This is a genomic window from Kitasatospora sp. RG8 (genome assembly GCF_017813315.1).
Lineage (GTDB): Bacteria > Actinomycetota > Actinomycetes > Streptomycetales > Streptomycetaceae > Kitasatospora.
Genome location: NZ_JAGIYX010000026.1, coordinates 37024 through 59646, shown reverse-complemented (window position 1 = coordinate 59646; position 22623 = coordinate 37024). Strand labels below are relative to the sequence as shown.

At 71.4% G+C, this 22623-nt stretch carries 16 protein-coding genes and 1 pseudogene; 5 read left to right on the top strand and 12 right to left on the bottom strand.

Annotation, left to right across the window (positions count from 1 at the left end; translation table 11 throughout):
* Positions 1-101: 101 nt before the first annotated feature.
* From J5Y04_RS30510 to J5Y04_RS30485, 6 genes are all read right to left on the bottom strand, one after another.
* Positions 102-665, bottom strand: a complete 564-nt coding sequence (locus J5Y04_RS30510; RefSeq protein ID WP_209415631.1) for a hypothetical protein — start codon at positions 663-665, stop codon at positions 102-104.
* The gene (locus J5Y04_RS30505) at positions 662-2410 is read right to left on the bottom strand and encodes an alpha/beta hydrolase (RefSeq protein ID WP_209415630.1); all 1749 of its coding nucleotides are present in this window, start codon (positions 2408-2410) and stop codon (positions 662-664) included. The genes J5Y04_RS30510 and J5Y04_RS30505 overlap by 4 nt, the downstream gene beginning before the upstream one ends.
* 3 nt (positions 2411-2413) lie before the next feature.
* Entirely contained in the window at positions 2414-2815 is a 402-nt protein-coding gene (locus tag J5Y04_RS30500; protein ID WP_209415629.1) for a hypothetical protein, read from the bottom strand.
* A gap of 197 nt (positions 2816-3012) precedes the next feature.
* Positions 3013-3579 carry a YbjN domain-containing protein gene (locus J5Y04_RS30495; protein WP_209415628.1) on the bottom strand — a complete coding sequence of 189 codons (567 nt, stop codon included), beginning with the start codon at positions 3577-3579 and terminating at the stop codon, positions 3013-3015.
* Between the two features lie 215 nt (positions 3580-3794).
* On the bottom strand, positions 3795-6422 hold the full coding sequence (gene clpB / locus J5Y04_RS30490; RefSeq protein ID WP_209415627.1) for an ATP-dependent chaperone ClpB: 2628 nt from the start codon (positions 6420-6422) through the stop codon (positions 3795-3797).
* Between the two features lie 128 nt (positions 6423-6550).
* On the bottom strand, positions 6551-7507 hold the full coding sequence (locus J5Y04_RS30485) for a LysR family transcriptional regulator (RefSeq protein ID WP_209415626.1): 957 nt from the start codon (positions 7505-7507) through the stop codon (positions 6551-6553).
* A 71-nt stretch (positions 7508-7578) separates the two neighbouring features.
* On the opposite strand from J5Y04_RS30485, the gene J5Y04_RS30480 reads away from it, so the two are divergent.
* The 3 genes from J5Y04_RS30480 to J5Y04_RS30470 all read left to right on the top strand — a co-directional run bounded on the left by J5Y04_RS30480 (position 7579) and on the right by J5Y04_RS30470 (position 11391).
* Entirely contained in the window at positions 7579-8679 is a 1101-nt protein-coding gene (locus J5Y04_RS30480) for a TDT family transporter (RefSeq protein ID WP_209415625.1), read from the top strand.
* A gap of 725 nt (positions 8680-9404) precedes the next feature.
* On the top strand, positions 9405-10397 hold the full coding sequence (locus J5Y04_RS43705) for a LuxR family transcriptional regulator (protein WP_209415624.1): 993 nt from the start codon (positions 9405-9407) through the stop codon (positions 10395-10397).
* On the top strand, positions 10387-11391 hold the full coding sequence (locus J5Y04_RS30470; protein ID WP_209415623.1) for a LuxR family transcriptional regulator: 1005 nt from the start codon (positions 10387-10389) through the stop codon (positions 11389-11391). The genes J5Y04_RS43705 and J5Y04_RS30470 overlap by 11 nt, the downstream gene beginning before the upstream one ends.
* 22 nt (positions 11392-11413) lie before the next feature.
* Here the strand turns inward: J5Y04_RS30470 and J5Y04_RS30465 are convergent, their stop codons facing one another.
* The 6 genes from J5Y04_RS30465 to dnaK form a co-directional block, all read right to left on the bottom strand.
* The gene (locus J5Y04_RS30465) at positions 11414-12040 is read right to left on the bottom strand and encodes a hypothetical protein (RefSeq protein ID WP_148643904.1); all 627 of its coding nucleotides are present in this window, start codon (positions 12038-12040) and stop codon (positions 11414-11416) included.
* A 790-nt stretch (positions 12041-12830) separates the two neighbouring features.
* The gene (locus J5Y04_RS30460; RefSeq protein WP_209415622.1) at positions 12831-13820 is read right to left on the bottom strand and encodes a helix-turn-helix domain-containing protein; all 990 of its coding nucleotides are present in this window, start codon (positions 13818-13820) and stop codon (positions 12831-12833) included.
* A 209-nt stretch (positions 13821-14029) separates the two neighbouring features.
* Complete coding sequence (locus J5Y04_RS30455; RefSeq protein ID WP_241002674.1) at positions 14030-14554, bottom strand: heat shock protein transcriptional repressor HspR; 525 nt, start codon at positions 14552-14554, stop codon at positions 14030-14032.
* A 7-nt stretch (positions 14555-14561) separates the two neighbouring features.
* Positions 14562-15719 carry a molecular chaperone DnaJ gene (dnaJ, locus tag J5Y04_RS30450; RefSeq protein ID WP_209415621.1) on the bottom strand — a complete coding sequence of 386 codons (1158 nt, stop codon included), beginning with the start codon at positions 15717-15719 and terminating at the stop codon, positions 14562-14564.
* Positions 15720-16005: 286 nt separating this feature from the next.
* A complete protein-coding gene (grpE, locus tag J5Y04_RS30445; RefSeq protein WP_209415620.1) occupies positions 16006-16620 on the bottom strand; it encodes a nucleotide exchange factor GrpE in 615 nt (204 codons plus the stop codon).
* Entirely contained in the window at positions 16617-18455 is a 1839-nt protein-coding gene (gene dnaK / locus J5Y04_RS30440; protein WP_209415619.1) for a molecular chaperone DnaK, read from the bottom strand. The genes grpE and dnaK overlap by 4 nt, the downstream gene beginning before the upstream one ends.
* Positions 18456-18775: 320 nt before the next feature.
* On the opposite strand from dnaK, the gene J5Y04_RS30435 reads away from it, so the two are divergent.
* The gene (locus J5Y04_RS30435; RefSeq protein ID WP_209415618.1) at positions 18776-20995 is read left to right on the top strand and encodes a (Fe-S)-binding protein; all 2220 of its coding nucleotides are present in this window, start codon (positions 18776-18778) and stop codon (positions 20993-20995) included.
* A 437-nt stretch (positions 20996-21432) separates the two neighbouring features.
* Positions 21433-22506: pseudogene (locus J5Y04_RS30430) on the top strand (sugar phosphate nucleotidyltransferase); the annotation flags it as partial.
* Positions 22507-22623: the final 117 nt, after the last annotated feature.

Here is a 22623-nt window from a genome sequence, read left to right as displayed (position 1 = left end):
GATCCGGCTGGTGCCGCAGCCGGGCCGAAGGCGACCGGGACACGGGTGAGCAGCGCGGCCGAGCCCGCCCGACGTCTTCGGTCCGGGCGGGCTCGGCGGTGTCAGCTCGACCAGTAAGGGTCGTCGACCGTCGCGCACTGGGCGGCGTAGTCCAGCGGTCCCTGACCGAACCCGCCCTCCCCGTTGTCACCGCTGATGTCGGTGACGTTGAACACGGAGACCTGCAACTCGGCACAACCGCTCACGTCCGAGACGAACCAGAGCTTGAACCCCGAGCCCCTCACCTCCAGGGACCACCCCTCACGGCGGACCGAGTACCCCTTTGCCGCCCAGAGCGCCTGAACGATGTCGAGCGGCTCGGCCTCCCGCCTGGAGGCGATCCGGACTCGGGCCGTCTGACGGCCGAGCATCTCCGCCCGACCCGTCTTCTTGCACCCGGACGTACCGCAGAGTCCCGTCAACTCGGGGTCGCTTTCGTACCTGGCCTCGGCCCACTGGAGCCCCGGGTGGAAGGCCCCCGCGACATCGGCGAGCTCGGCTTCGATCCGGTGCTGCGCCTGCTCGACCGGCACGGTGGGTTCCCCGGGCTCCGGCCAGGCGTACCAGCCGACCAGGAGTGCCAGCAGCACCCCCGGCACGATCACGCGCCAGACCGCGGCCCTCACCTCGGATCCTCCCTGGTGATCGTGTTCCCGTGGCCGCTCACGATCTTCCCGATGTTGGGGAGCGAGTCGCCGCCCTTGTCGTCCTTCCCGAAGTAGTTGTCGTGGGAGTCGGTCACCGAGCCGTCCGCCACCGAGAAGCGCTGCCCGCCGAAGCTCTCGCTCGCCGGGTCGGTGCCGTGCCACGACCCGTCGGGATTCGTGATCGCCTCGACCGCGGCCCAGCCGGGAATGAGCATCCCGGGGGCCGGCGCGTCCGCGACGGGATCGTACTTGGCCGTGCCGACGTACACGTGATCCGCACCGATCCCGAGCTGCGTCGCCTTGTCCACCCCGACGCCCGGGCTGCCGACCAGGACGATGTCGTCGATGGGCAGGCCGCCGGGGTGCTGGGTGGCTTTCCCGACCACCAGGGAGCCGTAGCTGTGCCCCTGCGCGGTCATGTGCGCCGGCGCCCCCTCGTGGGTCGCCCGGAGTCCGGTGAGGAACTTGTTGTACGCGGCCCCGCCCTCCTCCGCCCGGTCCTGCATGAGCACGGAGGGGCCGTCCAACTGCGGGGCGTCGTACCCCAGCCAGAACACGGACGCGACGCTCGGGGGCACGTCACCGTTGGCCCTCGCGCTGTTCACCGCGGAATCGTAGATGCGCTTCGCCGTCCTGGCGTCGCCCCCTCCGACACCTGACACGGTGCTGTTCAGCCCGGGCACCAGCGACGAGACGTTCTTGGCCTTGTCCGGGTCGCCCCAGGAGATGATCGCGCGGCCCTGCCCCTGATCACCGATTCCCAGCAGCAGCAGCGGCGGGTTGGAGCCCGGCCCGCCAAGACCGTTGTCCACCTTGCCGTCGAGCCGGTTCTGAATGGACTGGAAGCCGTCGAGCTTCTCCTGCAGGGCGTCGCGCTTGGTCTTCCACTCCGTGTAGGCGGGGTTCGGGCGGATGAACCTGCCGGTACCCACGGTGGCGGCCGGCGCGGGGCCGAGGTCGGCGATCTGGCGCTGGCGGTCCTGGATCAGGTTCTTCAGGTTGGTCCGGTTGGCCTGGTCGCGGGCGGCGGCGGGGATGCCGTCGAGGTTGCCGACCTGGTCCGGGTGGTTGAGGATGATCCGCTGCTGCTGAGCATCGGTCAGGCCGTTCCACCAGGCCTTGACGCTGTTCGGGTCGGTGCCGGCGGCGGGGATCTGCTGGAGCGCGTTCGCGGCGTCCGTGTCGGCCTTCACGGTGGCGGAGTCGAGGCCGGTGCCGCTGCTCGCGTTGGTGGCGAGGTGGGCGAGCCGGGTGTTGATGGTCTGGTCCGCGTGGTCGGCCTCGTTGAGCGCGGCGGTGATCCTGGCCTGGATCTGCTTGGCCTGGTTCTCGGCGTCGGTGCCGGCGAAGTTCGCGGAGTTCGGGTCGTTGTCCCAGGTGATCCCGCCGTCGGCGGCCACGGTCAGCTTGTGGGTCTTGGCGTCGTCGAGGGCGCTGATCAGGTGTGACTGGGCGGCGGCGAAGGCGTCGTAGGCGTCCTGCAGGGCCCTGCTGACGAGGCCGATCTCCTGCTGGGCGGCTTGGAGCTCGTTCTCCAGGAGCTGGATCCGGGCCTGGGCGTGGCCGGCGGCGGTGCCCGTCCACTGGGAGCGGTTCAGCCGGTCGATGACCTCGGTCTGCCAGTTGTCCTTGTGCTGGCCGAAGGCGGTGGCGAGGGTGTCGAAGGCGTTCTTCGCGGTGATGATGCCGATGACGTCGGCGTCGTAAAGGGTCTTGATGTCCATCGGTTACTCGGCCGCCTTCGCGCTGGAGGGCTTCACGGGGCCCGGGACGACGGTCGTGCCGAAGGGGTCCGGCTCGGCCGGGACCGGGGCGGCCGGGTTCCTCATGCTCGTGTGGACGTCCTTCTCGACCTGGCGGTAGTAGGCGGCCGTTGTGGCGAGCTTGGTGCCGACGTCGCCCATGTCGCCGCCGAGCTTGTCCAGCAGCGTCTTCCAGTTCGTGCCGCAGTTCGTGATGGCGACGGCGGTGAGAAAGCCCCGCAGACCGGTGGCGGCCTGGTTGCACGGCTCGGTGATCTTCGACGTCTCGCCCGGTATGAGACCGCCTGTGTGCTGGGCGCTCTGTCCGCAGCCGTCCAGCTCGGCCGGATTGACCTTGAGCTCCAAGGCCAAATCAGGATCCGACATGTGTTTCCCCCCGTAATTGGGCGCCGCCCGTAGGCGGCGTTCCCCCTGCCCAGAAATGATTACCGTCGGATAGTAATCAGTTGCTCCTTACTGCGATCGGTGGACCGGGCGCCGGCTCGTGCGGCGGCCGGGGACAAGGACGGCCCGCCGCCGGGTGTACCGGTGGCGGGCCGTGCCGTGTGCTGACGCTCGGGGGGTCAGGCCTCGTCGGTGCCCTCGGGGGCCTCGCCGTTGCCCTCCTCGCCCTCGATCTCCTTCTGCAGGCCGAGGCGCTCGACGATCCACTGCTCGAAGCCGACGGCGGCCTGGGTCCAGTTGGCGGTGGTGGTGACGAAGTAGTCCAGGTTCACGCCGGTGCCGACGATCATCTGGGCCTCGCCGATCAGGCGGACCACACCGTCCTCGTGGGTGTGGGTGTAGACCTTGGGCCAGAGGGTCTCACGGTTCCACTCGTCGATGAGGTCGAGCATCTCGGCCTTCTTCTCCAGCGGGTAGGCGCGGTCGTAGAACGCGCGGACCGCGAAGAGCTCCTTCTGCTCGCCGCGGAACATGTAGTAGACGCGGAAGCCCTCCCAGGGGGCGGTGAGGTCGCCCTCCTCGTCCACGACGTGCTTGAGCTGCATCTGGTCCAGCAGCTGGGTCACCAGGGCCTGGTCCGGGACGATGATCGGCGGCGGGCCGGCCGGTCGGCCGCCCTGGCCGCCACCCGGCTGCCCGCCCTGCGGCAGGCCGAACGACGGGATGGACGACGGGTCGATGCTCATGGGGGTCCTCATTCCTCAGTGCACGTGGTGGCCGGCAATGAGGCCGCCCTTTCCACCTCCCATCCTGCCTCATCCGGGCCCGGCCTCACAGGGGTGGCGGGACGGGAAGGATCTTGCCGGAGGGCCTGCCGGGGGCGGCGGACACCGAGGGTGAACACGGCGGTGGGCCGCCCCTCCCGCAGGGGCGGCCCACCGCGCGCCGGGGCACGGGCGAGCTACTTCTCCAGCGGCCCGCGGGCACGGACGGTGAGGCGGTCGGCCTCCTCGTCCCGTTCGACCAGGACGGTGTCGCCGTCGTGCACCTGGCCGGAGAGGATCGCCCGGGCGAGCTGGTCGCCGATCGCGGACTGCACCAGGCGGCGCAGCGGACGGGCGCCGTACGCCGGGTCGTAGCCGGTGAGCGCGAGCCAGTCCCGGGCGGCCTCGCCGACCTGGAGCGTGAGCCGCCGCTCGCGCAGCCGCTCGCCGAGCTTCGCCACCTGGAGGTCGACGATCCGGCTGAGCTCGGCGGTGCCCAGCGGGTCGAAGACCACGATGTCGTCCAGCCGGTTGAGGAACTCCGGCTTGAACGCGGCCCGGACGGTGTCCAGTACCAGGGCCTTCTTCCGCTCCTCCGGGGTGCTCTGGTCCACCAGGAACTGACTGCCCAGGTTGGAGGTGAGGATCAGGATCGCGTTGCGGAAGTCCACCGTCCGGCCCTGGCCGTCGGTGAGCCGGCCGTCGTCCAGCACCTGGAGCAGCACGTCGAAGACCTCGGGGTGGGCCTTCTCCACCTCGTCCAGCAGCACCACGCTGTACGGGCGGCGGCGGACCGCCTCGGTGAGCTGGCCGCCCTCCTCGTAGCCGACGTACCCGGGCGGGGCGCCGACCAGGCGGGAGACGGAGTGCTTCTCGCCGTACTCGCTCATGTCGATGCGGACCATCGCCCGCTCGTCGTCGAAGAGGAAGTCGGCCAGGGCCTTGGCGAGTTCGGTCTTGCCGACGCCGGTGGGGCCGAGGAAGAGGAAGGAGCCGGTCGGCCGGTCCGGGTCGGCGATGCCGGAACGGGTGCGGCGCACCGCGTCCGACACGACCTGGACGGCCTCGGTCTGGCCGATCAGGCGGCGGCCCAACTCGTCCTCCATGCGCAGGAGCTTGGCGCTCTCGCCCTCCAGCAGCCGGCCGGCCGGGATGCCCGTCCAGGACGCGACCACGTCGGCGACGTCGTCCGGGCCGACCTCCTCCTTGACCATGGCGGGGGAGGCGGAGCCGGCGTCGGTGTCGGTGTTCGCCGTGGCCGCGCGCTCCTGCGCCTCGGCCAGCTCGTGCTCGGCGGCCGGGATCTCGGCGTACATCAGCTTGGAGGCGCGCTCGAAGTCGCCGTCCCGCTGGGCGCGTTCGAGGGCGCCGTGCAGGTCGTCGAGGCGTTCCTTGAGCTCGCCGACCCGGTTGAGGCTCTTCTTCTCCTGCTCCCAGCGCGCGGTGAGCACGCTCAACTGCTCGTTCTTGTCGGCGAGATCGCGCCGCAGCCGGTCGAGCCGGTCGACCGAGGCTGGGTCCGACTCCTTCTCCAGGGCCAGCTCCTCCATTCGCAACCGGTCGACGGAGCGCTGGAGTTCGTCGATCTCGACCGGGGAGGAGTCGATCTCCATCCGGAGCCGGGAGGCCGCCTCGTCGACCAGGTCGATCGCCTTGTCGGGCAGGAAGCGGGAGGTGATGTAGCGGTTGGAGAGGGTGGCGGCGGCGACCAGGGCGGCGTCGGAGATCTGCACCTTGTGGTGCGCCTCGTACCGGCCCTTGAGGCCGCGCAGGATGGCGATCGAGTCCTCCACGCTGGGCTCGCCGACCAGCACCTGCTGGAAGCGGCGCTCCAGGGCGGGGTCCTTCTCGATCCGCTCGCGGTACTCGTCCAGCGTGGTGGCGCCGACCATCCGCAGCTCGCCGCGGGCCAGCATCGGCTTGAGCATGTTGCCGGCGTCCATCGCGGAGTCGCCGCCGGCGCCCGCGCCGACCATGGTGTGCAGCTCGTCGATGAAGGTGACGACCTGGCCGTCGCTCTGCTTGATGTCGTTCAGGACGGCCTTCAGCCGCTCCTCGAACTCGCCCCGGTACTTGGCGCCGGCGACCATCGCGCTGAGGTCCAGCGAGACCAGGCGCTTGCCGCGCAGCGACTCCGGGACGTCCCCGGCGACGATCCGCTGGGCCAGGCCCTCGACCACGGCCGTCTTGCCGACGCCCGGCTCGCCGATCAGCACCGGGTTGTTCTTGGTGCGGCGGGAGAGCACCTGGACGACCCGGCGGATCTCCTGGTCCCGCCCGATCACCGGGTCGAGCTTGCCGTCCCGGGCGGCCTGGGTGAGGTCGGTGCCGTACTTCTCCAGGGCCTTGTAGGTGCCCTCCGGGTCCGGCGAGGTGACCCGGCCGCTGCCGCGCACGTCCTTGAAGGCGGCGAGCAGCGCCTTCGGGGTGGCGCCCTGCTGCACCAGCAGGTCGGCGACGGCCCCGCCCTCGGCGGCCAGGCCGACCATCAGGTGCTCGGTGGAGACGTACTGGTCGTCCAGGTCGTCGGCGCGCTTGCCGGCCTCGGTGAGCACGGCCAGGGTGTCGCGGGCCAGCTGCGGGGCGGCGACGGTGGAGCCCATCGCGCTGGGCAGCGCGGCCAGCAGCCGGCGCGCGCCGTCGTCGACCCGGCCGGCGTCCGCGCCGACCGCCTCCAACAGCGGCCTGGCGATGCCCTCGGGCTGCTCCAGCAGGGCGATCAGGATGTGCACCGGCTTGACGTCCGGGTTGCCCGCGGCGCCCGCCTGCCGGATTGCGGCGGACAGGGCGTCCTGCGTCTTGGTGGTGAACTTGCTGGCGTCCACTGCTGGGGTGTCCTCCTTGCTCGTACGTGGATCCCGCGTGCGGTGCGCGGATCCCTGCTGGTGCGTGGGCCCTGGCCGGTGCCCGAACCCTGCTGACTACAGCATGCACTAAGTTGAGTCTATTCCACTCAACTTTCCAAGGTTCGACTTCCGGATGAACGGTTGTAGGGTTCGCGGCCCGGCGAGCGCCGGGTCAGCGTCAGCAGTTCCCGGGCCGGGCCGCTCGGCCGCCGCCCGGCCGGCCAGACCGCGCGCAGCGGGCGCCGGAGGTCCAGCCCCTCCGCCAGCGGCACCGCCACCAGCCGCCGGGTCGCCAGCTCCTCCACCACCGCCAGCTCGCTCAGGCAGACCGGCCCGGCACCGGTCATCGCCGCCGCCTTCAGCGCCGTCGACGAGGCCAGCTGCAGCCGTGGCCGCGCCGCACCGCCGTACGGCGCCAGCGCCATCTCCAGCACCTCCCGGGTGCCCGAACCGGGCTCGCGCAGCACCAGCGGCGTCGCCGCCAGCTCGGCCCCGGTCAGCGGCTCCCGGCGGCGCGCCCAGGGGTGGCCGGGCGCGACCACGACCACCAGCCGGTCGGCGGCCACCACCGCGCCGGCCAGCCCCTGCGGGGTGGACGGGCCCTCGACGAAGCCGAGGTCCGCGTCCCCGGCCAGCACGTGCCCGGCGACGTCCGCCGAGTTGGCCGTCCGCAGCGTCACCGCCGTCCCCGGACTGGCCTCGTGCAGCGCCAGCAGCCAGCCCGGCATCAGGTACTCGGCGACGGTCAGACTGGCCACCACCACCAGCCGGGCGTCCCGCCGCTCGCGCAGCGCGTCGATCCCGGCGTCCAGCGCCTGCGCCGCCTCCACCACCTGGCGGGCCCACTCGACCACCAGCCGGCCCGCCTCGGTCGGCCGGCTGCCCCGGGGCGAGCGGTCCAGCAGGGGGACGCCGATCTGCTGCTCCATGCCCTTGATCCGGGCGCTGGCGGTCGGCTGGCTCACCCCCAGCTCGGCCGCGGCCCGGCCGACACTGCCCAGCCGGGCCACCGCGAGCAGCAACTCGAGGGCGCCGAGTTCGGGGACGCGGGGGGAGAGGGCCATAGGTTCAGGCTATGCCCTCATAGAGCTCCGGCCGCTACCGGAGCCCGGCCGCCGACGGCACGGTGGATTCCATGGCCACCGTGATCGACAGCCCCCGACCGTTCCTGCACGTCCGTCCCGACCTCGCCCAGCTGAGCCCGAACTGGTACGCGGCGGTCATGGGCACCGCGATCGTCGGCAACGGCGCCGCCGCACTGCCCGTCGCGCTCCCCGGGCTGACCGGGTTCGGCGAGCTGATGTGGGGTCTCGGGCTGGCCGCGCTGGTGGTGCTCGGGACCGCCCGGGTGCTCCACCTCACCCGGCACCGGGCCGCCGCCCGCGGCCACCTGCTGGACACCCCGGCCACCGCCGTCTTCTACGGCTGTCCGCCGATGGCCCTGCTCTCGGTCGGCTTCGGCACCCTGGTGCTCGGCTCACGGGTGATCGGCACCGGCCCCGCCGTCGCCCTGGACGCGGTGCTCTGGAGCGCCGGCACCCTGTACGCGCTGGCGGTCGCGGCCGGCATCCCGTACCTGATGATCACCCGGCACGCCGTCTCCCCGCTGGAGGCCAACCCGACCTGGCTGCTGCCGGTCGTCGCCCCGCTGGTCGCCGCCTCCACCGGCCCCGCACTCGTCCCGCACCTGCCGGCCGGCACCCCGCAGCAGGCCATGCTGTACGGCTGCTGGGCCCTGTTCGGGGTCGGCCTGCTGGCCACCCTCGCCATGCTGCCGGTGGTGCTCACCGGACTGGTGCACAGCAAGATCCCGGCCCTGGCGCTCACGCCGTCGCTCTTCCTGGTGCTCGGCCCGCTCGGCCAGTCCACCACCGCGGTCCACCAGCTCGCCGACGCCGCCCGCCCGGTCACCCCCCAACTCGCCCCCGCCGCCCTCGCCTTCGCCGAGCTGTACGGCGTGGCCGTGCTCGGCGTCGCGATGCTCTGGCTCGCCGTCGCCACCGCCGCCAACCTGCGCGCCCGCCGGGCCGGGATGGCCTTCGCGATGACCTGGTGGGCGTACACCTTCCCGATCGGCACCTGTGTCACCGGCGCGGCCGCGCTCGCCCGGCACACCGGCTTCGCCGGGTTCACCGGGCTGGCCGCCGGGCTCTTCGTCCTGCTGGTCGCCGCCTGGGCCGTGGCCGCCGCCGGCACCGCGGCCGGGCTGGCCGGCGGGCGGCTGCTGGCGCGCTGACCGGGCGTCGGCCGCCGCGGGGGCGGACGGCCGCCGGCGCGCCGGGTGGCGGCGCACGGTCGGACCACGGGCGGGCCGGTCATCGGGCCCGCCCTTCCGTACCGAATGACCGGACGGTCGGACTCCACGGGCCGACCCCCGTGACCAGCGGTTTTGCACACGGGCGGCGCATCGCGCGGGAACCCGCTCCGAGCGCCGGATGCAGGTTCCTGCAATTGCGAGAACATGCACTCGGGCGGCACTTGTTCACCGGCCGTCACGCTGTGAGGGTGGAGCCACGCCAGGTCGTCCGGGCAACCGCAGCCCGATGGTGGTGACTTGCTCTTCAGAACTGGATGCTCACGGCACGTCCGTACCTGCATATCGGGGGGAAGAGCGCCGGCCGGACGCCATGTGTGGTGATGGCACCCGGGACCGGAGTCGGCGAGGCGTTGCTGCTCCGCCTCGCCGGAAGCGCCTAGACATTGGCGTGGCACCGGCGGCCCCCGGCCTCCCGGCGTGCGACGGCACCCGGGACCCGGGGGTCCGCCGGCTCGCAGTACCGTGATCGCGTGCTGCGCGCGGTGCTGGGATCATGACCGGCAAGCGGGCGGGACACCTGGCGGCCGCGGCACCTGCGTACCCGAAGCACCGACTGCGGGGCACGCGCCCCCGCGTGCGGACCCAGAAGCACAGACCGCGAAGTACAGGCGTATCCGAGATCCATCCGGCAGGGAGTGTTCGAGGTGACGGCGGACCCGACGGCCGCTCCGGGCATGGCCGGGTCGTCCGGTGAGCCCGACGACGAGGCCCGCCGGCTCTACCTGGCCATCCTCGACGCGGGCGGCCGCATCCCGTCCGCCGACGTCGTCGAGGGCGACCGCGGCGCACTGGGCCGGCTCGTCGACATCGGCCTGCTGATGCCCAACCCCATGGACGCCTGCTACACCGCCGTCAGCCCGCGCTCGGTCAGCGACCGGCTCGGCGCCGAACTGCTCAGCGAGGCCACCCGGCTGCTCGTCCGCGCCGAGAACCTCCCCGGCGCCCTCGACTCCCTCACCCGCGCCTACGACGCCATGCCCCGGCCGCCCGAGCGCTCCGGCGGCGCCGTCTACATCGAGGGCCACGTCCACATCCGCCACCGCATCTCGCAGCTGGTCTCCGACTGCCGCACCGAGGTCCTCACCGCCCAGCCCGGCCACCGCCCCGCCGAGGCGCTGAAGATCGCCCTCATGCAGGACCTCCAGCTCCTGCAACGCGGTTGCTCGCTGCGGACCGTCTACCAGCCGGTGGCCGTCTCGGCTCCCGCAGCCCTCGCCTACGCCGACGAGGTCACCCGGCACGGGGCGCTGATCCGCATCCTGGACGAGCCGTTCCAGCGGATGTTCGTCTTCGACCGCTCGGTCGCGGTGCTCTCCACCAACGAGGACCACAGCACCGCCGCGTTCATCACCGACCCGGCCGCGATCGCCTTCCTGGTCAACTCCTTCGAACGCGACTGGGCCCGCGCCGACGCCCCCGACTGGACCGCGGCCCACGCCAACGGCCCCACCCGCGACACCCCCGACCGGGTCGGCCGGCTCCTCGCCCGCGGCCTCACCCAGCGCGCGGTCGCCACCCGGCTGGGGCTCAGCGAACGCACCGTCGCCGCCCACATCTCCCGCCTGCGCGACCGGTACGGCGCGCAGACGCTGTTCCAGCTCGGCTGGCTGATGAGGGGCGGCCCCGATGAACGGTGAAACCGCCGTCGCCGCGTCCGCCGGGCCCACCGCCGCCGAACAGGCCCTCTACCTGGCCGCCGTCGCGGCCGGCGGCCACCTGTCCGCGGCCGCCCTCACCCCGGCCGACGGCCCCGCCCTGGCCGGCCTGCTGGACCAGGGCCTGCTCGTCCCGGCCGCCGCCGACTACCGAGCCTGCGCCGGGTACACGGCCGCCGGGTACACGGCCGTCGACCCGCGCTCGGTCAGCGACCGCCTGGGCGCCGAACTCCGCACCGAGGCAACCCGGTTGCTCGTCCGCGCCGAACGCCTCCCGGCCGCTCTGGACGACCTGATCCGCGCGTACGACGCCGTGCCCCGCCCGGCGGTCCCGCTGGAGGCCGTCCACATCGAGGGCACCGCCGGGATCCGGCAGCGCATCTCCGAGCTCCTCTCCGACTGCACGGAGGAACTGCTCGCCGCCCAGCCAGGGCCCCGGCCGGCCGCCGCCCTGCGGATGGCGATGCCCCAGGACGTCGCGCTGCTCAAGCGCGGCTGCGCGATGCGCACCCTCTACCAGCCGCTGGCCGTCGCCGACCGGGTGGTGGTGGAGCACGTGCGGTCCATGGCCGGACACGGCGCCGAGGTCCGGGTGCTGGACGAGCCGTACCAGCGGATGCTGGTCTTCGACCGCTCGGTGGCGGTCGTCCCCGCTGCCGACGACGAGACCAGGGCGGCCTTCGTCCACAATCCCGCGACGGTCGCGTTCCTGGTGGCCCTCTTCGAACGCGACTGGTCCCGGGCCGCCCCGGTCGACCACCCCGTGACCGCCACCACCGCGCACCCCACCACCACCCGCGTCGGGCACCTGCTCCGTCAGGGCCTCACCCAGCGCACCATCGCCACCCGCCTCCACCTCAGCGAGCGCAGTGTCGCCGCCCACATCGCCCGCCTCCGCCGCCGTCACGGCGCGGAGACGCTCTTCCAGCTGGGCTGGCGGATGCGGGAAGCCCGGACGGGGGAGTCCGATGCGTGAACTGCCGTGGTGCGAAACGCGATCAGCCGGTGGCGGCGCTGCTCGGCCAGTAGCCGCTCCGGCCGACGGCCGGGGGCTGCTGACGGGGGACGGTGAACTGCTCGCCGGGGGCGGTCCAGAAGCCCTCGCGCAGCGAGAGCGCCATGCCCGCCCAGTCGAGGGCGGTCTCCACGGTGTGGTGGAGGGCCTCCTGCGACCAGGTGTCGTCGAAGACGAGCGGCAGCACGGGGGCGACCTGCTCGATGGTGGCGATCAGCGGGTTGTGCGTGATCGCCTCGTCCACCAGCAGGACGATCGGCTTCCGCAGGGCCGAGGCCCAGCCGAGCTCCAGGCTGACCCCGGCGGAGAGCGGCGCGCCGACGTACGCGAAGACCAGGTCGGCGGACTGCAGCGCGCGGAAGTCGGAGGGGACGCGCGGCTCGGGGGCCCGGCCGGCGATGGTCCAGGCGTCGCTGTGGTGCGCGCTGTACACGGCGGCGCCGCTGCGCAGGAGCGTGGTGCGAAGCGTCGTCAGCCGCGTCCGGCTGGCCAGGGTCACCACACTGTCCGCCGGCCCGGTCAACCGCATCAGCGGCGCGGCCAGGAAGACTCGTGCACGCCGGCCCTCAGGGGCCTGGCTGTCGTGGTGACGCAGGTAGGGCTCGGTCATTGTCGACTCCGGGGGAAGGCCGACCGGGGAAGATGCGGTGCCGGTGGGCGCTGCGGTTGGTTGCTGCTTCAAAGATTCTGAAGTCATCAGACTGATATTTGACGGTACAGCGGCAACTCTGCTTCGTCCGCCGGACCATCGGGAGCGAACTGATCGTCTATCAGTGCCGACGGCTCCGTCCAGCGTTCCGCCCTGTCATCTGGATGCCTGGCATAGAGATGACGCTGCCTGCGCCGTAGGGGAGATGACACCGTAGCGTGCCGTGCGGCATCATGTGGACGCCAGTGCTATAAGTCCAGCTCGCGGAGCTTGAGAAGGAGGGATGGGTCCGTGTCTCGTATGTACCGACTTGTCCGTAAGGCTGTACTGTCCGCCGTTGTCGGCGTTTCCATCTTCGCTGTCGGCGCTCTCGGCGCGGGTTATGCGGGTGCCGAGAGTGTGCCCGGTCAGGGAACCGGGTCGACGACTCAGGCCCTGGCCGACGATTTCCACTGGTGAGATGACGATGCATTGAGTGCTCGCGAATTGCCCGGCCCGGCCGAAGAGGTGCGGGGCTAGGCGGTTTCGCGGGGTGACTCGGGTCGAGGTCGCGCGGCGACCGTCCGCCGTTGGTGCTGCTTGAACGAGGCGCCGCCCGTGTGGGCGGCGGTCCGGCCGTGGGGCCGTCCGGGGAAGGCACCTCCCCGGGCTCGGGCCTGCGCGGGTGCGGACCGCGGGCGGCACGGCCAAGCCGGCGAGGAATCGTTTCTTCCCGTGTCCGGAAACTTCTGCACGCCAGTGGCGTCGGCGCTCAGGCGGTCGTCCCGGAGGACTGCCCGAGGACGTAGCCGAGCTGGAACAGCGAGTCGACGTTGTGCTCCTCGCGCATTTCCGCGATGTGCCGGGCCAGCGTGCGTTCGCTGATGCCGAGCCGGCGCGCGATGACCCGGTGGTTCGTGCCGGCCAGCAGCAGGTCGATGATCGTGTGCCTGAGCTGCGAGACGACCTGCTGCGGGATGGTGCGGTCGCCGTCGAAGTCGAGCGCCCGGCTCCAGTTCCGCTCGAACACCTCTTCCGCGAGGTAGTTGATGACCGCGGAATCGTGGACGAAAGCGGCGACGTGGTCGCCCACCACCGGAATCACGGCGAGGCGCCGGTCGACGATCAGGAGCCGTGTGTAAGGCTCGTCCAGGGTCCTGAACTGCCAGCCCTCTTTGGCCAGCGTGGATACGTAATCCCTGGTCGGTTGGTGGTGCCGGGTGCTGGCGTTGTAGATCGTCCGCATGGACGCGCCATGGCGGATTATGTCGAGATCGCGTTGGATGAACGAGGTCAGCAGTTCCGAGGGGCGCGGCCCGCCGGGCTGCATTGCGAGCCCTTCGGTCATTCCGCTCGCCATCGCCTGCTGAACCCGTTGATTTATGAGTGCCCGGCCCTGAACGTATTCAATGGGGCCGCCGCTTTGGTCGGGATTGTGGAACGCTTCCGCCAGCTCGCCCAGGTCGCCGGGAATTGCCACGGCACGGGCCAGCAGATCGAGCGCCTGGCGCTGCCAAGTCGAGCTCAGACTGGCGGCGAGTTTCGCGGGATCGGCGGCGAACAGCGAACCCGGCTCGTCGCTGTCCGATATGAGGAGGCCGAGCTCCATCAACTCGTCGAGGGCGGCGGCCTCGTGCGGTGTGCAGCTGCCCCGGCTGAGCCGGCCGTCCTCGTTCAACGCCTTCAGGTAGAGCGCGCGGGCGTCTGAGGACAGGATCGGTGAGCGACTGTGGTTGTGCACCAGCTGTTCTCGATCACTCACTTTCGGCTCCTTGTCGTCGACCGGACAAGTCAACGCGACTGAAGTCCGCTGCCCAGGGATCTTAAACGCAGAGCACGATCCGGCGCCTGGCTCACAAGGACGGACGGATCGTCCGGCGGTCGCCCTGATGCAGCACTCTCTCATCAACACCCAGCCGCCGGCACCCCCCGTTCAGGAGGGAACCGGCGGCAGGGGCCGTCGTGGCCGGGTCAGCGCTTCGGGCGCCAGACGACCAGGGCACTGGACTGGGTCGGCGGCTGGTAGGGCACCAGGTCGCGGCGGTACGAGGCGTGGATGGTGGCCTCGCGCTGCTGGAGCGTGGTGGCGGCGCCTTCGAGGGAGTCGGCGAGTTCGGCGATGCGGGACTGGAGGGCGGTGACCTGGTTCTCCAGCTCGATGATCCGCTTGATGCCGGCCAGGTTGATGCCCTCGTCCTGGGAGAGGCGCTGGACCTCGCGCAGCTGCTGGATGTCGCGGGCGGAGTAGCGCCGGCCGCGGCCGGCGGTGCGGTCCGGGCAGACCAGGCCGAGGCGGTCGTACTGGCGCAGGGTCTGGGGGTGCAGGCCGGAGAGCTCGGCGGCGACCGAGATCACGTAGACCGGGGTGTCCTCGGTGAGGACGTACTGCGGCGGCGGGGCGGTGCGGCGGGCGCGCGGGGCGCCGCCGGGGAGACCCTCGCCGACCCCGGGGCCGATGGGGCCCATCGGGCCGAGGGGGCTGCTGTCGGGGATCATCTGGTCGTCACGCTCCCTTCGCCGCCTTGAACAGGGCGGCTCGCGGGTCGTCGGAGGCGGTGGCCTCGCGGTACTGCTCCAGAGCCGTCAGCGCGTCGCCGGTGACGTGCTGCGGCACCAGGACCTCCACGGTGACCAGGAGGTCGCCGCGGGTGCCGTCCTTGCGGGTTGCGCCCTTGCCGCGGGCCCGCAGGGTGAGGCCGTTGGCGCTGCCCGGGGGCAGCTTGAGCTTCACCGAGGGGCCGTTGAGCGTCGGCACCTCGATGGTGCCGCCGAGGGCGGCTTCGGGGAAGGTGACCGGCACGGTCACCGTGAGGTTGTCGGCCTTGCGCCCGAAGACGGGGTGCGCGTCGACGTGCACGGTGACGTAGAGGTCGCCGGCCTGGCCGCCGCGCTCGCCCTGGGCGCCCTTGCCCTTGAGCCGGATGCGCTGGGCGTCCTGGACGCCGGCCGGGATCCGGACCTGCATGGTGCGGGCGGAGCTGGCCCGGCCGCTGCCGTGGCAGTCGGTGCACGGGTCGTCGACGATCATGCCCCGGCCGCGGCAGTCCCGGCAGGGCTCGGAGAGCGCGAAGGCGCCCTGGCCGCGGCTGACGGTGCCGGCGCCGACGCAGGTCGGGCAGACCCGGGGGGTGGTGCCGGCCTTCGCACCGGTGCCGCTGCAGGTGCGGCACGGGGCCTGGCTGGTCATCCGGAGCGGGACGGTCGCGCCGTCGACGGCCTCCTCGAAGGAGAGCGTCACCTCGGTCTCGACGTCGGCCCCGCGCCGGGGCTGGGGCTGGCGGCCGCCGCGGTTGAAGAGGCCGCCGAAGACGTCGCCGAGACCGCCGCCACCGCCGGGGGGGCCGCCCTGGCTGCCGTTGAAGAGGTCACCGAAGTCGAAGCTGTAGTTGCCGCCGCCGGGGCCGCCGGAGCGGAAGCCGCCGTTGGCGAAGAGGGTGCGCGCCTCGTCGTACTCCTTGCGGCGCTTCTCGTCCGAGAGGACGTCGTAGGCCTCGGAGATGTCCTTGAAGCGCTCCTCCGCCTTGCTGTCGCCCTTGTTCGCGTCGGGGTGGAACTCGCGGGCCAGCTTGCGGTACGTCTTCTTGATCTCGGTGGCGGAGGCGTCCTTGGGCACGCCGAGGACCTTGTAGTAGTCCTTCTCCACGTAGTCCTTGCCGCTCATGCGCCCACCTCGCTTCGCTCGGCAGCCGCTTCGCGCAACACGCCCCGATCACCGATTCGCTCGCTGCGCTCGCTCATGCGCCCACCTCGCGGCGCTCGGCAGCCGCTTCGCGCAAAGCGCACCTTTCGGCGATTCGCTCGCTCCGCCCGCTCATGGCTGCCGCCACCTCCCACGATCCATAGTCAATGTGCTGTCAACAGGCAGGGGCGTCCTGCCGTCGACGGAGACGGCGCTGCGGAGCCGGCCGTCGTACTGGACGACGTACGACTCCGCAGCGCACGGGTTGTCAGCTCTCCGACCCACCGTCGGCCTTGTCGGCGTCCGAAGCCTTGTCGGCGTCGGGCGCGGCGGTGGTCTGGGTGCCCGGCTGGGGCTCCGCGACCGCCACCATCGCCGGGCGGATGATCCGCTCGCCGATCCGGTAGCCGGGCTGGAGGATCTGGACACAGGTGTCCTCGGTGACGTCCGAGGAGTAGCTGTGCATCAGCGCCTCGTGCATGGTCGGGTCGAAGGGCTCGCCCTCCTTGCCGAACTGCTGGAGGCCCAGCTTGGCCACGACCGTCTCCAGGGACTCGGCGACGGACTTGAACCCGCCCGTCACCTCGCCGTGCTCGCGGGCCCGGCCGATGTCGTCCAGGACCGGGATCAGCGACTCCAGGATGTTGGAGACGGCGATCTCCCGGACCGTCAGACGGTCGCGCTCGACCCGCTTGCGGTAGTTCTGGTACTCGGCCTGGAGACGCTGGAGGTCGGCCGTCCGCTCGGCCGCCTCGCGCTTGGCGGCGGCGAGCTCGTCCCCGCCGGCCGAACCGGCCGCGGCGGCCTCCTCGGCAGCCTTGATCACGGCCTCCTCGGCGGCGGAGTCGTCGCCGGGCTCAGCACCCTGCGGCTTCTCCGTCATGCCGCACCGCCCTTGGGCTTCTCGTCGTCCACGATCTCGGCGTCGACGACGTCGTCGTCCTTGGCACCGGCGGCGTCACCGGCCGGGGCGGCACCCGCGGCGTCGGCGTTGGCGTAGAGCGCCTGGCCGAGCTTCTGGGCGGTGGTGGAGACCTTCTCGGAGGCGTCGCGGATGGCCGCGATGTCCTCGCCCTTCAGGGCCTCCTTGAGCTCGCCGATGGCGGTCTCGACCTCGGTCTTGACGTCGGCCGGGAGCTTGTCGGCGTTGTCGGCGATGAACTTCTCGGTCGAGTAGACGAGCTGCTCGGCCTGGTTGCGGGTCTCGACCGACTCGCGGCGCTTGTGGTCCTCCTCCGCGTACTGCTCGGCCTCGCGCATCATGCGCTCGATGTCGTCCTTCGGCAGCGCGGAGCCGCCGGTGACGGTCATCTTCTGCTCCTTGCCGGTGCCGAGGTCCTTCGCGCCGACGTGCATGATGCCGTTGGCGTCGATGTCGAAGGTGACCTCGATCTGGGGCAGGCCGCGGGGGGCCGGCGGGAGACCGGTCAGCTCGAACATGCCGAGCTTCTTGTTGTACGCGGCGATCTCGCGCTCGCCCTGGTAGACCTGGATCTGCACGGACGGCTGGTTGTCCTCGGCCGTGGTGAAGATCTCGGAGCGCTTGGTCGGGATCGTGGTGTTGCGCTCGATCAGCTTGGTCATGATGCCGCCCTTGGTCTCGATGCCGAGGGACAGCGGGGTGACGTCGAGCAGCAGGACGTCCTTGACCTCGCCCTTGAGGACACCGGCCTGGAGCGCGGCGCCGATGGCGACGACCTCGTCCGGGTTGACGCCCTTGTTGGCGTCCTTGCCGCCGGTCAGCTCGCGGACGAGCTCGGCGACGGCGGGCATGCGGGTCGAGCCGCCGACGAGGACGACGTGGTCGATCTCGGAGAGCGAGATGCCGGCGTCCTTGATCACGTTGTGGAACGGGACCTTGCAGCGCTCCAGCAGGTCCGAGGTCAGCTGCTGGAACTGGGCCCGGGTGAGCTTCTCGTCCAGGTGCAGCGGGCCCTCGGCGGAGGCCGTGATGTAGGGCAGGTTGATCGAGGTCTCGGAGGACGAGGACAGCTCGATCTTGGCCTTCTCGGCGGCCTCGCGCAGACGCTGGAGGGCCATCTTGTCCTTGGACAGGTCGACGCCGTGGCCGGCCTGGAAGACCTTGACCAGGTGGTCGACGACCTTCTGGTCCCAGTCGTCACCACCGAGGTGGTTGTCACCGTTGGTGGCCTTCACCTCGACGACCCCGTCGCCGATCTCCAGCAGCGAGACGTCGAAGGTGCCGCCGCCGAGGTCGAAGACCAGGATGGTCTGGTCGTCCTTGTCCAGGCCGTAGGCCAGGGCGGCCGCGGTCGGCTCGTTGACGATGCGCAGGACGTTGAGGCCCGCGATCTCACCGGCCTCCTTGGTGGCCTGGCGCTCCGAGTCGGAGAAGTACGCCGGGACGGTGATGACGGCGTCGGTGACCGTCTCGCCCAGGTAGGCCTCGGCGTCGCGCTTCAGCTTCTGCAGCACGAACGCGCTGATCTGCTGCGGGTTGAAGTCCTTGCCGTCCAGGTTGATCTTCCACCCGGTGCCCATGTGGCGCTTGACCGAGCGGATGGTCCGGTCGACGTTGGTGACGGCCTGGCGCTTGGCCACCTCACCGACGAGGACCTCGCCGTTCTTTGCGAAGGCCACGACGGACGGCGTGGTCCGCGCACCCTCGGCGTTCGTGATGACGGTGGGCTCGCCACCCTCAAGGACGCTGACGACCGAGTTCGTCGTACCGAGGTCGATGCCGACCGCGCGTGCCATCGTTGGTACCTCCACGGAAGAGTTGAGCTTTACGGGCTCAAGGATGCACGACTCGGTGGAGAGCGTCAACAGCCATGAGTCGGCGCCGCTCAACTTTGCTGAGCGGATCCGCTGGAGCGTGGCGGGGGCGGGGGCCGGACGGGCCCGGCCGACGGGCGTGGTGAGTGTGCACTCACGTGACTGCCGCCATACCTTGAACATCTTCTGGAGAAGAGTTGACAAACGGTAATGTCCGGGCCGTCGGCCCAGGAAGTTACCGACGAGTACACTCGCTCCGGAGATACCGCCAACCCAGCAAAGCCGCAGGAGACGGAGAGCCGATGCAACTAGCAGCGATCGTCATCTCGCTGGTCACGTTCGTGATCGGCACCGCGCTCGCCGCCCGTGCGGCGCTGTACATCTTCAAGGTGGTGCGGACCGGCCAGTCCGACCCCACCAGGTTCGGGGAGCCCGCACAGCGGGTGAAGACCGTCGCGGTCGAGTTCGTCGGCCACACCCGGATGAACAAGTGGGGCGTCGTCGGCGTCGCGCACTGGTTCGTCGCGGTCGGCTTCTTCAGCCTGGTGCTGACCATCGTCAACGCCTTCGGCCAGCTCTTCGACGCCGACTTCGCGCTGCCGGTCATCGGCCACTGGATGCTCTGGCAGCTCTTCGTCGAACTGCTCGGCACCCTCACCACGCTGGGCATCATCACCCTGATCGTGATCCGGCTGCTCAGCCTGCCGTCCCGGTCCGGCCGCAAGTCGCGCTTCGCCGGCTCGATCGCCTGGCAGGCCTTCTACGTCGAGTACACGATCCTCGGCATCGGCCTCTGCATCCTGATGCTGCGCTCCCTGGAGGGCGCCCTCAACGGCGTCGACTCGTACGGGCCCGAGCACCTGTTCTCGTACCCGCTGGTCTCCGCGCTCAGCGGCCTGTCGCACGGCACGCTGGAGAACCTGATCTACTTCTTCGCGATGCTGAAGATCTGCATCTCGTTCGCGTGGGCGACCACCATCGGCATCAACCCGTCGATGGGTGTGGCCTGGCACCGGTTCCTGGCGTTCTTCAACATCTACTTCAAGCGCGAGGAGGACGGCGGCACCGCGCTCGGCGCCCTGCGCCCGATGACCAGCGGTGGTCAGCCGATCGACTTCGAGGACCCGGCCGACGACGCCGTCTTCGGCGTCTCCCAGGTCGAGCACTTCTCCTGGAAGGGCATCCTCGACTTCTCCACCTGCACCGAGTGCGGCCGCTGCCAGTCGCAGTGCCCCGCCTGGAACACCGGCAAGCCGCTCTCGCCCAAGCTGCTGATCATGAGCCTGCGCGAGCACGCCTTCGGCAAGGCGCCGTACCTGCTGGCCGGCGGCGGCAAGGACATGGAGGGCACGGAGAAGGCCACCTCCGAGCAGCTCAAGGACGTCCCCGCGGCCGCCCTGGCCGAGGCCGAGCGCCCGCTGATCGGCACCGCCGAGGAGAACGGCGTCATCGACCCGGACGTCCTCTGGTCCTGCACCACCTGCGGCGCCTGCGTCGAGCAGTGCCCGGTGGACATCGAGCACATCGACCACATCGTCGACATGCGCCGCTACCAGGTGATGATCGAGTCCTCGTTCCCGACCGAGGCCGGGACGATGCTCAAGAACCTGGAGAACAAGGGCAACCCGTGGGGCATGGCCACCAAGGCCCGCCTCGACTGGGTCAAGGAGCTGAAGAAGGAGACCGGCATCGAGGTGCCGGTGATCGGTGAGGACATCGACCCCGCCGAGGTCGAGTACCTCTACTGGGTCGGCTGCGCCGGCGCCCTGGAGGACCGCGCCAAGAAGACCACCAAGGCCTTCGCGGAGCTGCTGCACACCGCCGGCGTGCAGTTCGCGATCCTCGGCAAGGAGGAGTCCTGCACCGGTGACTCCGCCCGCCGCCTGGGCAACGAGTTCCTGTTCCAGATGCTCGGCGCCCAGAACGTCGAGACCCTGAACGCGGCGCTGGAGGACGCTCCGAAGAAGCGGATCGTCGCCACCTGCCCGCACTGCTTCAACACCATCGCCAACGAGTACCCGCAGCTGGGCGGTCACTTCGAGGTCATCCACCACACCCAGCTGCTCCAGCACCTGATCGACGAGGGCAAGCTCGTCCCGGTCAACCCGGTCGAGGGCCTGATCACGTACCACGACCCCTGCTACCTGGGCCGCCACAACAAGGTCTACAGCCCGCCGCGCGAGATCATGGACAAGGTCCCCGGTCTGCGCCAGCAGGAGATGCACCGCCACAAGGAGCGCGGCTTCTGCTGCGGCGCCGGCGGCGCGCGGATGTGGATGGAGGAGCGCATCGGCAAGCGGATCAACACCGAGCGCGTGGACGAGGCGCTGTCCCTCAACCCGGACATCGTCTCCACCGCCTGCCCGTTCTGCCTGGTGATGCTCTCCGACTCGGTCAACGGGAAGAAGAACGAGGGCGCCGCGAAGGAGCACCTGAAGGTGGTGGACGTCGCCCAGCTGCTGCTCGACTCGGTCAAGGCGACCCCGCCGGCCGAGGCGGAGGCGGAGACGGTCGACGCCTGAGACCTGACGGACGGGACCGGGCGCTGAGGCGCCCGGGGCCGGCGGACGGTCCCGGGAGGGCCGCGAGCACGTCCTGATGTTCGACAGTTCTGTCACAACTGCCCGGCCCGGTGGGTGCCACGAGCGCCCGCCGGGCCGGGCTTTTCGCCGGGCCCGCGAGCGGGCGCCGCGCCGGGCCCGGCAACGGGCCCGCCGCCCCGGTCCGACCGGGTCCCGCCCGGCTTCCCGGCTCGCGCCGCAGGCCGGAGCGGTCCGGCCCGGGCGCCAACCGCCGGACCGCCGGGAGGCGTCCCGGTTGGAAGGAAATACAGTAGGCGCCGGACCGGCCCTGTGCCGGTCGACCCGTTCCGGCCCACCGGGCGGGTGTCCTGACCACCGACGGAGGTATCGGCCCGCCGGGCCGGGCCGCAGAGACCACAAGGGGAACAGCGCAGACCATGACCGAGGCGATCATGCTGGTCGGTGGTAAGGGCACGCGACTGCGTCCGCTGACCACCCACACCCCCAAGCCCATGCTGCCCGTGGCAGGCGTCCCGTTCATCGCGCACCAGCTGGCCCGCGCGGCCGCCGCCGGGGTCACCCGCGTGGTGCTGGCCACGTCCTACCTGGCCGAGGTCTTCGAGGACCACTTCCAGGACGGCACCCCGTACGGCATCGAGCTGGTCTACCTGACCGAGCGCGAGCCGCTGGGCACCGGCGGCGCCATCCGCAACGCCGCCTCCGGGCTCACCTGCGGCCCCGACGAGCCGGTCCTGGTCTTCAACGGCGACATCCTGTCCGGCGTCGACATCGCGGCCCTGCGCGACGGCCACGTGGCCGCCGGGGCCGACGTCACCCTGCACCTCACCCGGGTCGAGGACCCGCGCGCCTTCGGCCTCGTCCCGACCGACGGCAACGGGCGGGTCCTGGAGTTCCTGGAGAAGCCGGAGACGCCCGAGCAGATCGTCACCGACCAGATCAACGCCGGCTGCTACGTCTTCACCCGGTCCGTGATCGACCGCATCCCGGCCGGCCGCGAGGTCTCGGTCGAGCGCGAGACCTTCCCCGAGCTGCTGGCCACCGGCGCGCTGCTGCGCGGCGTCGTGGACACCTCGTACTGGCTGGACCTCGGCACCCCGGCCGCCTTCGTCCGCGGCTCGGCCGACCTGGTGCTCGGCAAGGTCGACTCCCCGGCCGTCCCCGGCCCGACCGGCGACGCCCTGCTGCTGCCCGGCGCGACCGTCCACCCGGGTGCGGTGCTGAGCGGCGGCAGCGTCGTCTCCGAGGGCGCGGTGGTCGAGGCCGGAGCGATCGTCGAGGGCAGCGTGATCCTGCCCGGCGCCTCGATCGGCCCGGACTGCCTGGTCAAGGACTCGATCGTGGGCGCGTACGCCACCATCGGCGACCGGACCGCGCTGGACGGCGCGGTCATCGGCGACGGCGCGATCGTCCAGGCCGACAACGAGCTGCCGAGCGGCATCCGGGTCGCCTGCGGCACGCTGCTGCCGGTCGGCGCCGTCCGCACCTCGGCCGGCCCGGGCGGCTGCCCGGCCGGGACCACGGCCGCGGCCGTCGTGCACGCGCCGAAGGTGACCGCGCAGCGCTGACGACGGGAGGGCCGGGGCGCTGTCGGGCCCCCGGCCCCGGCC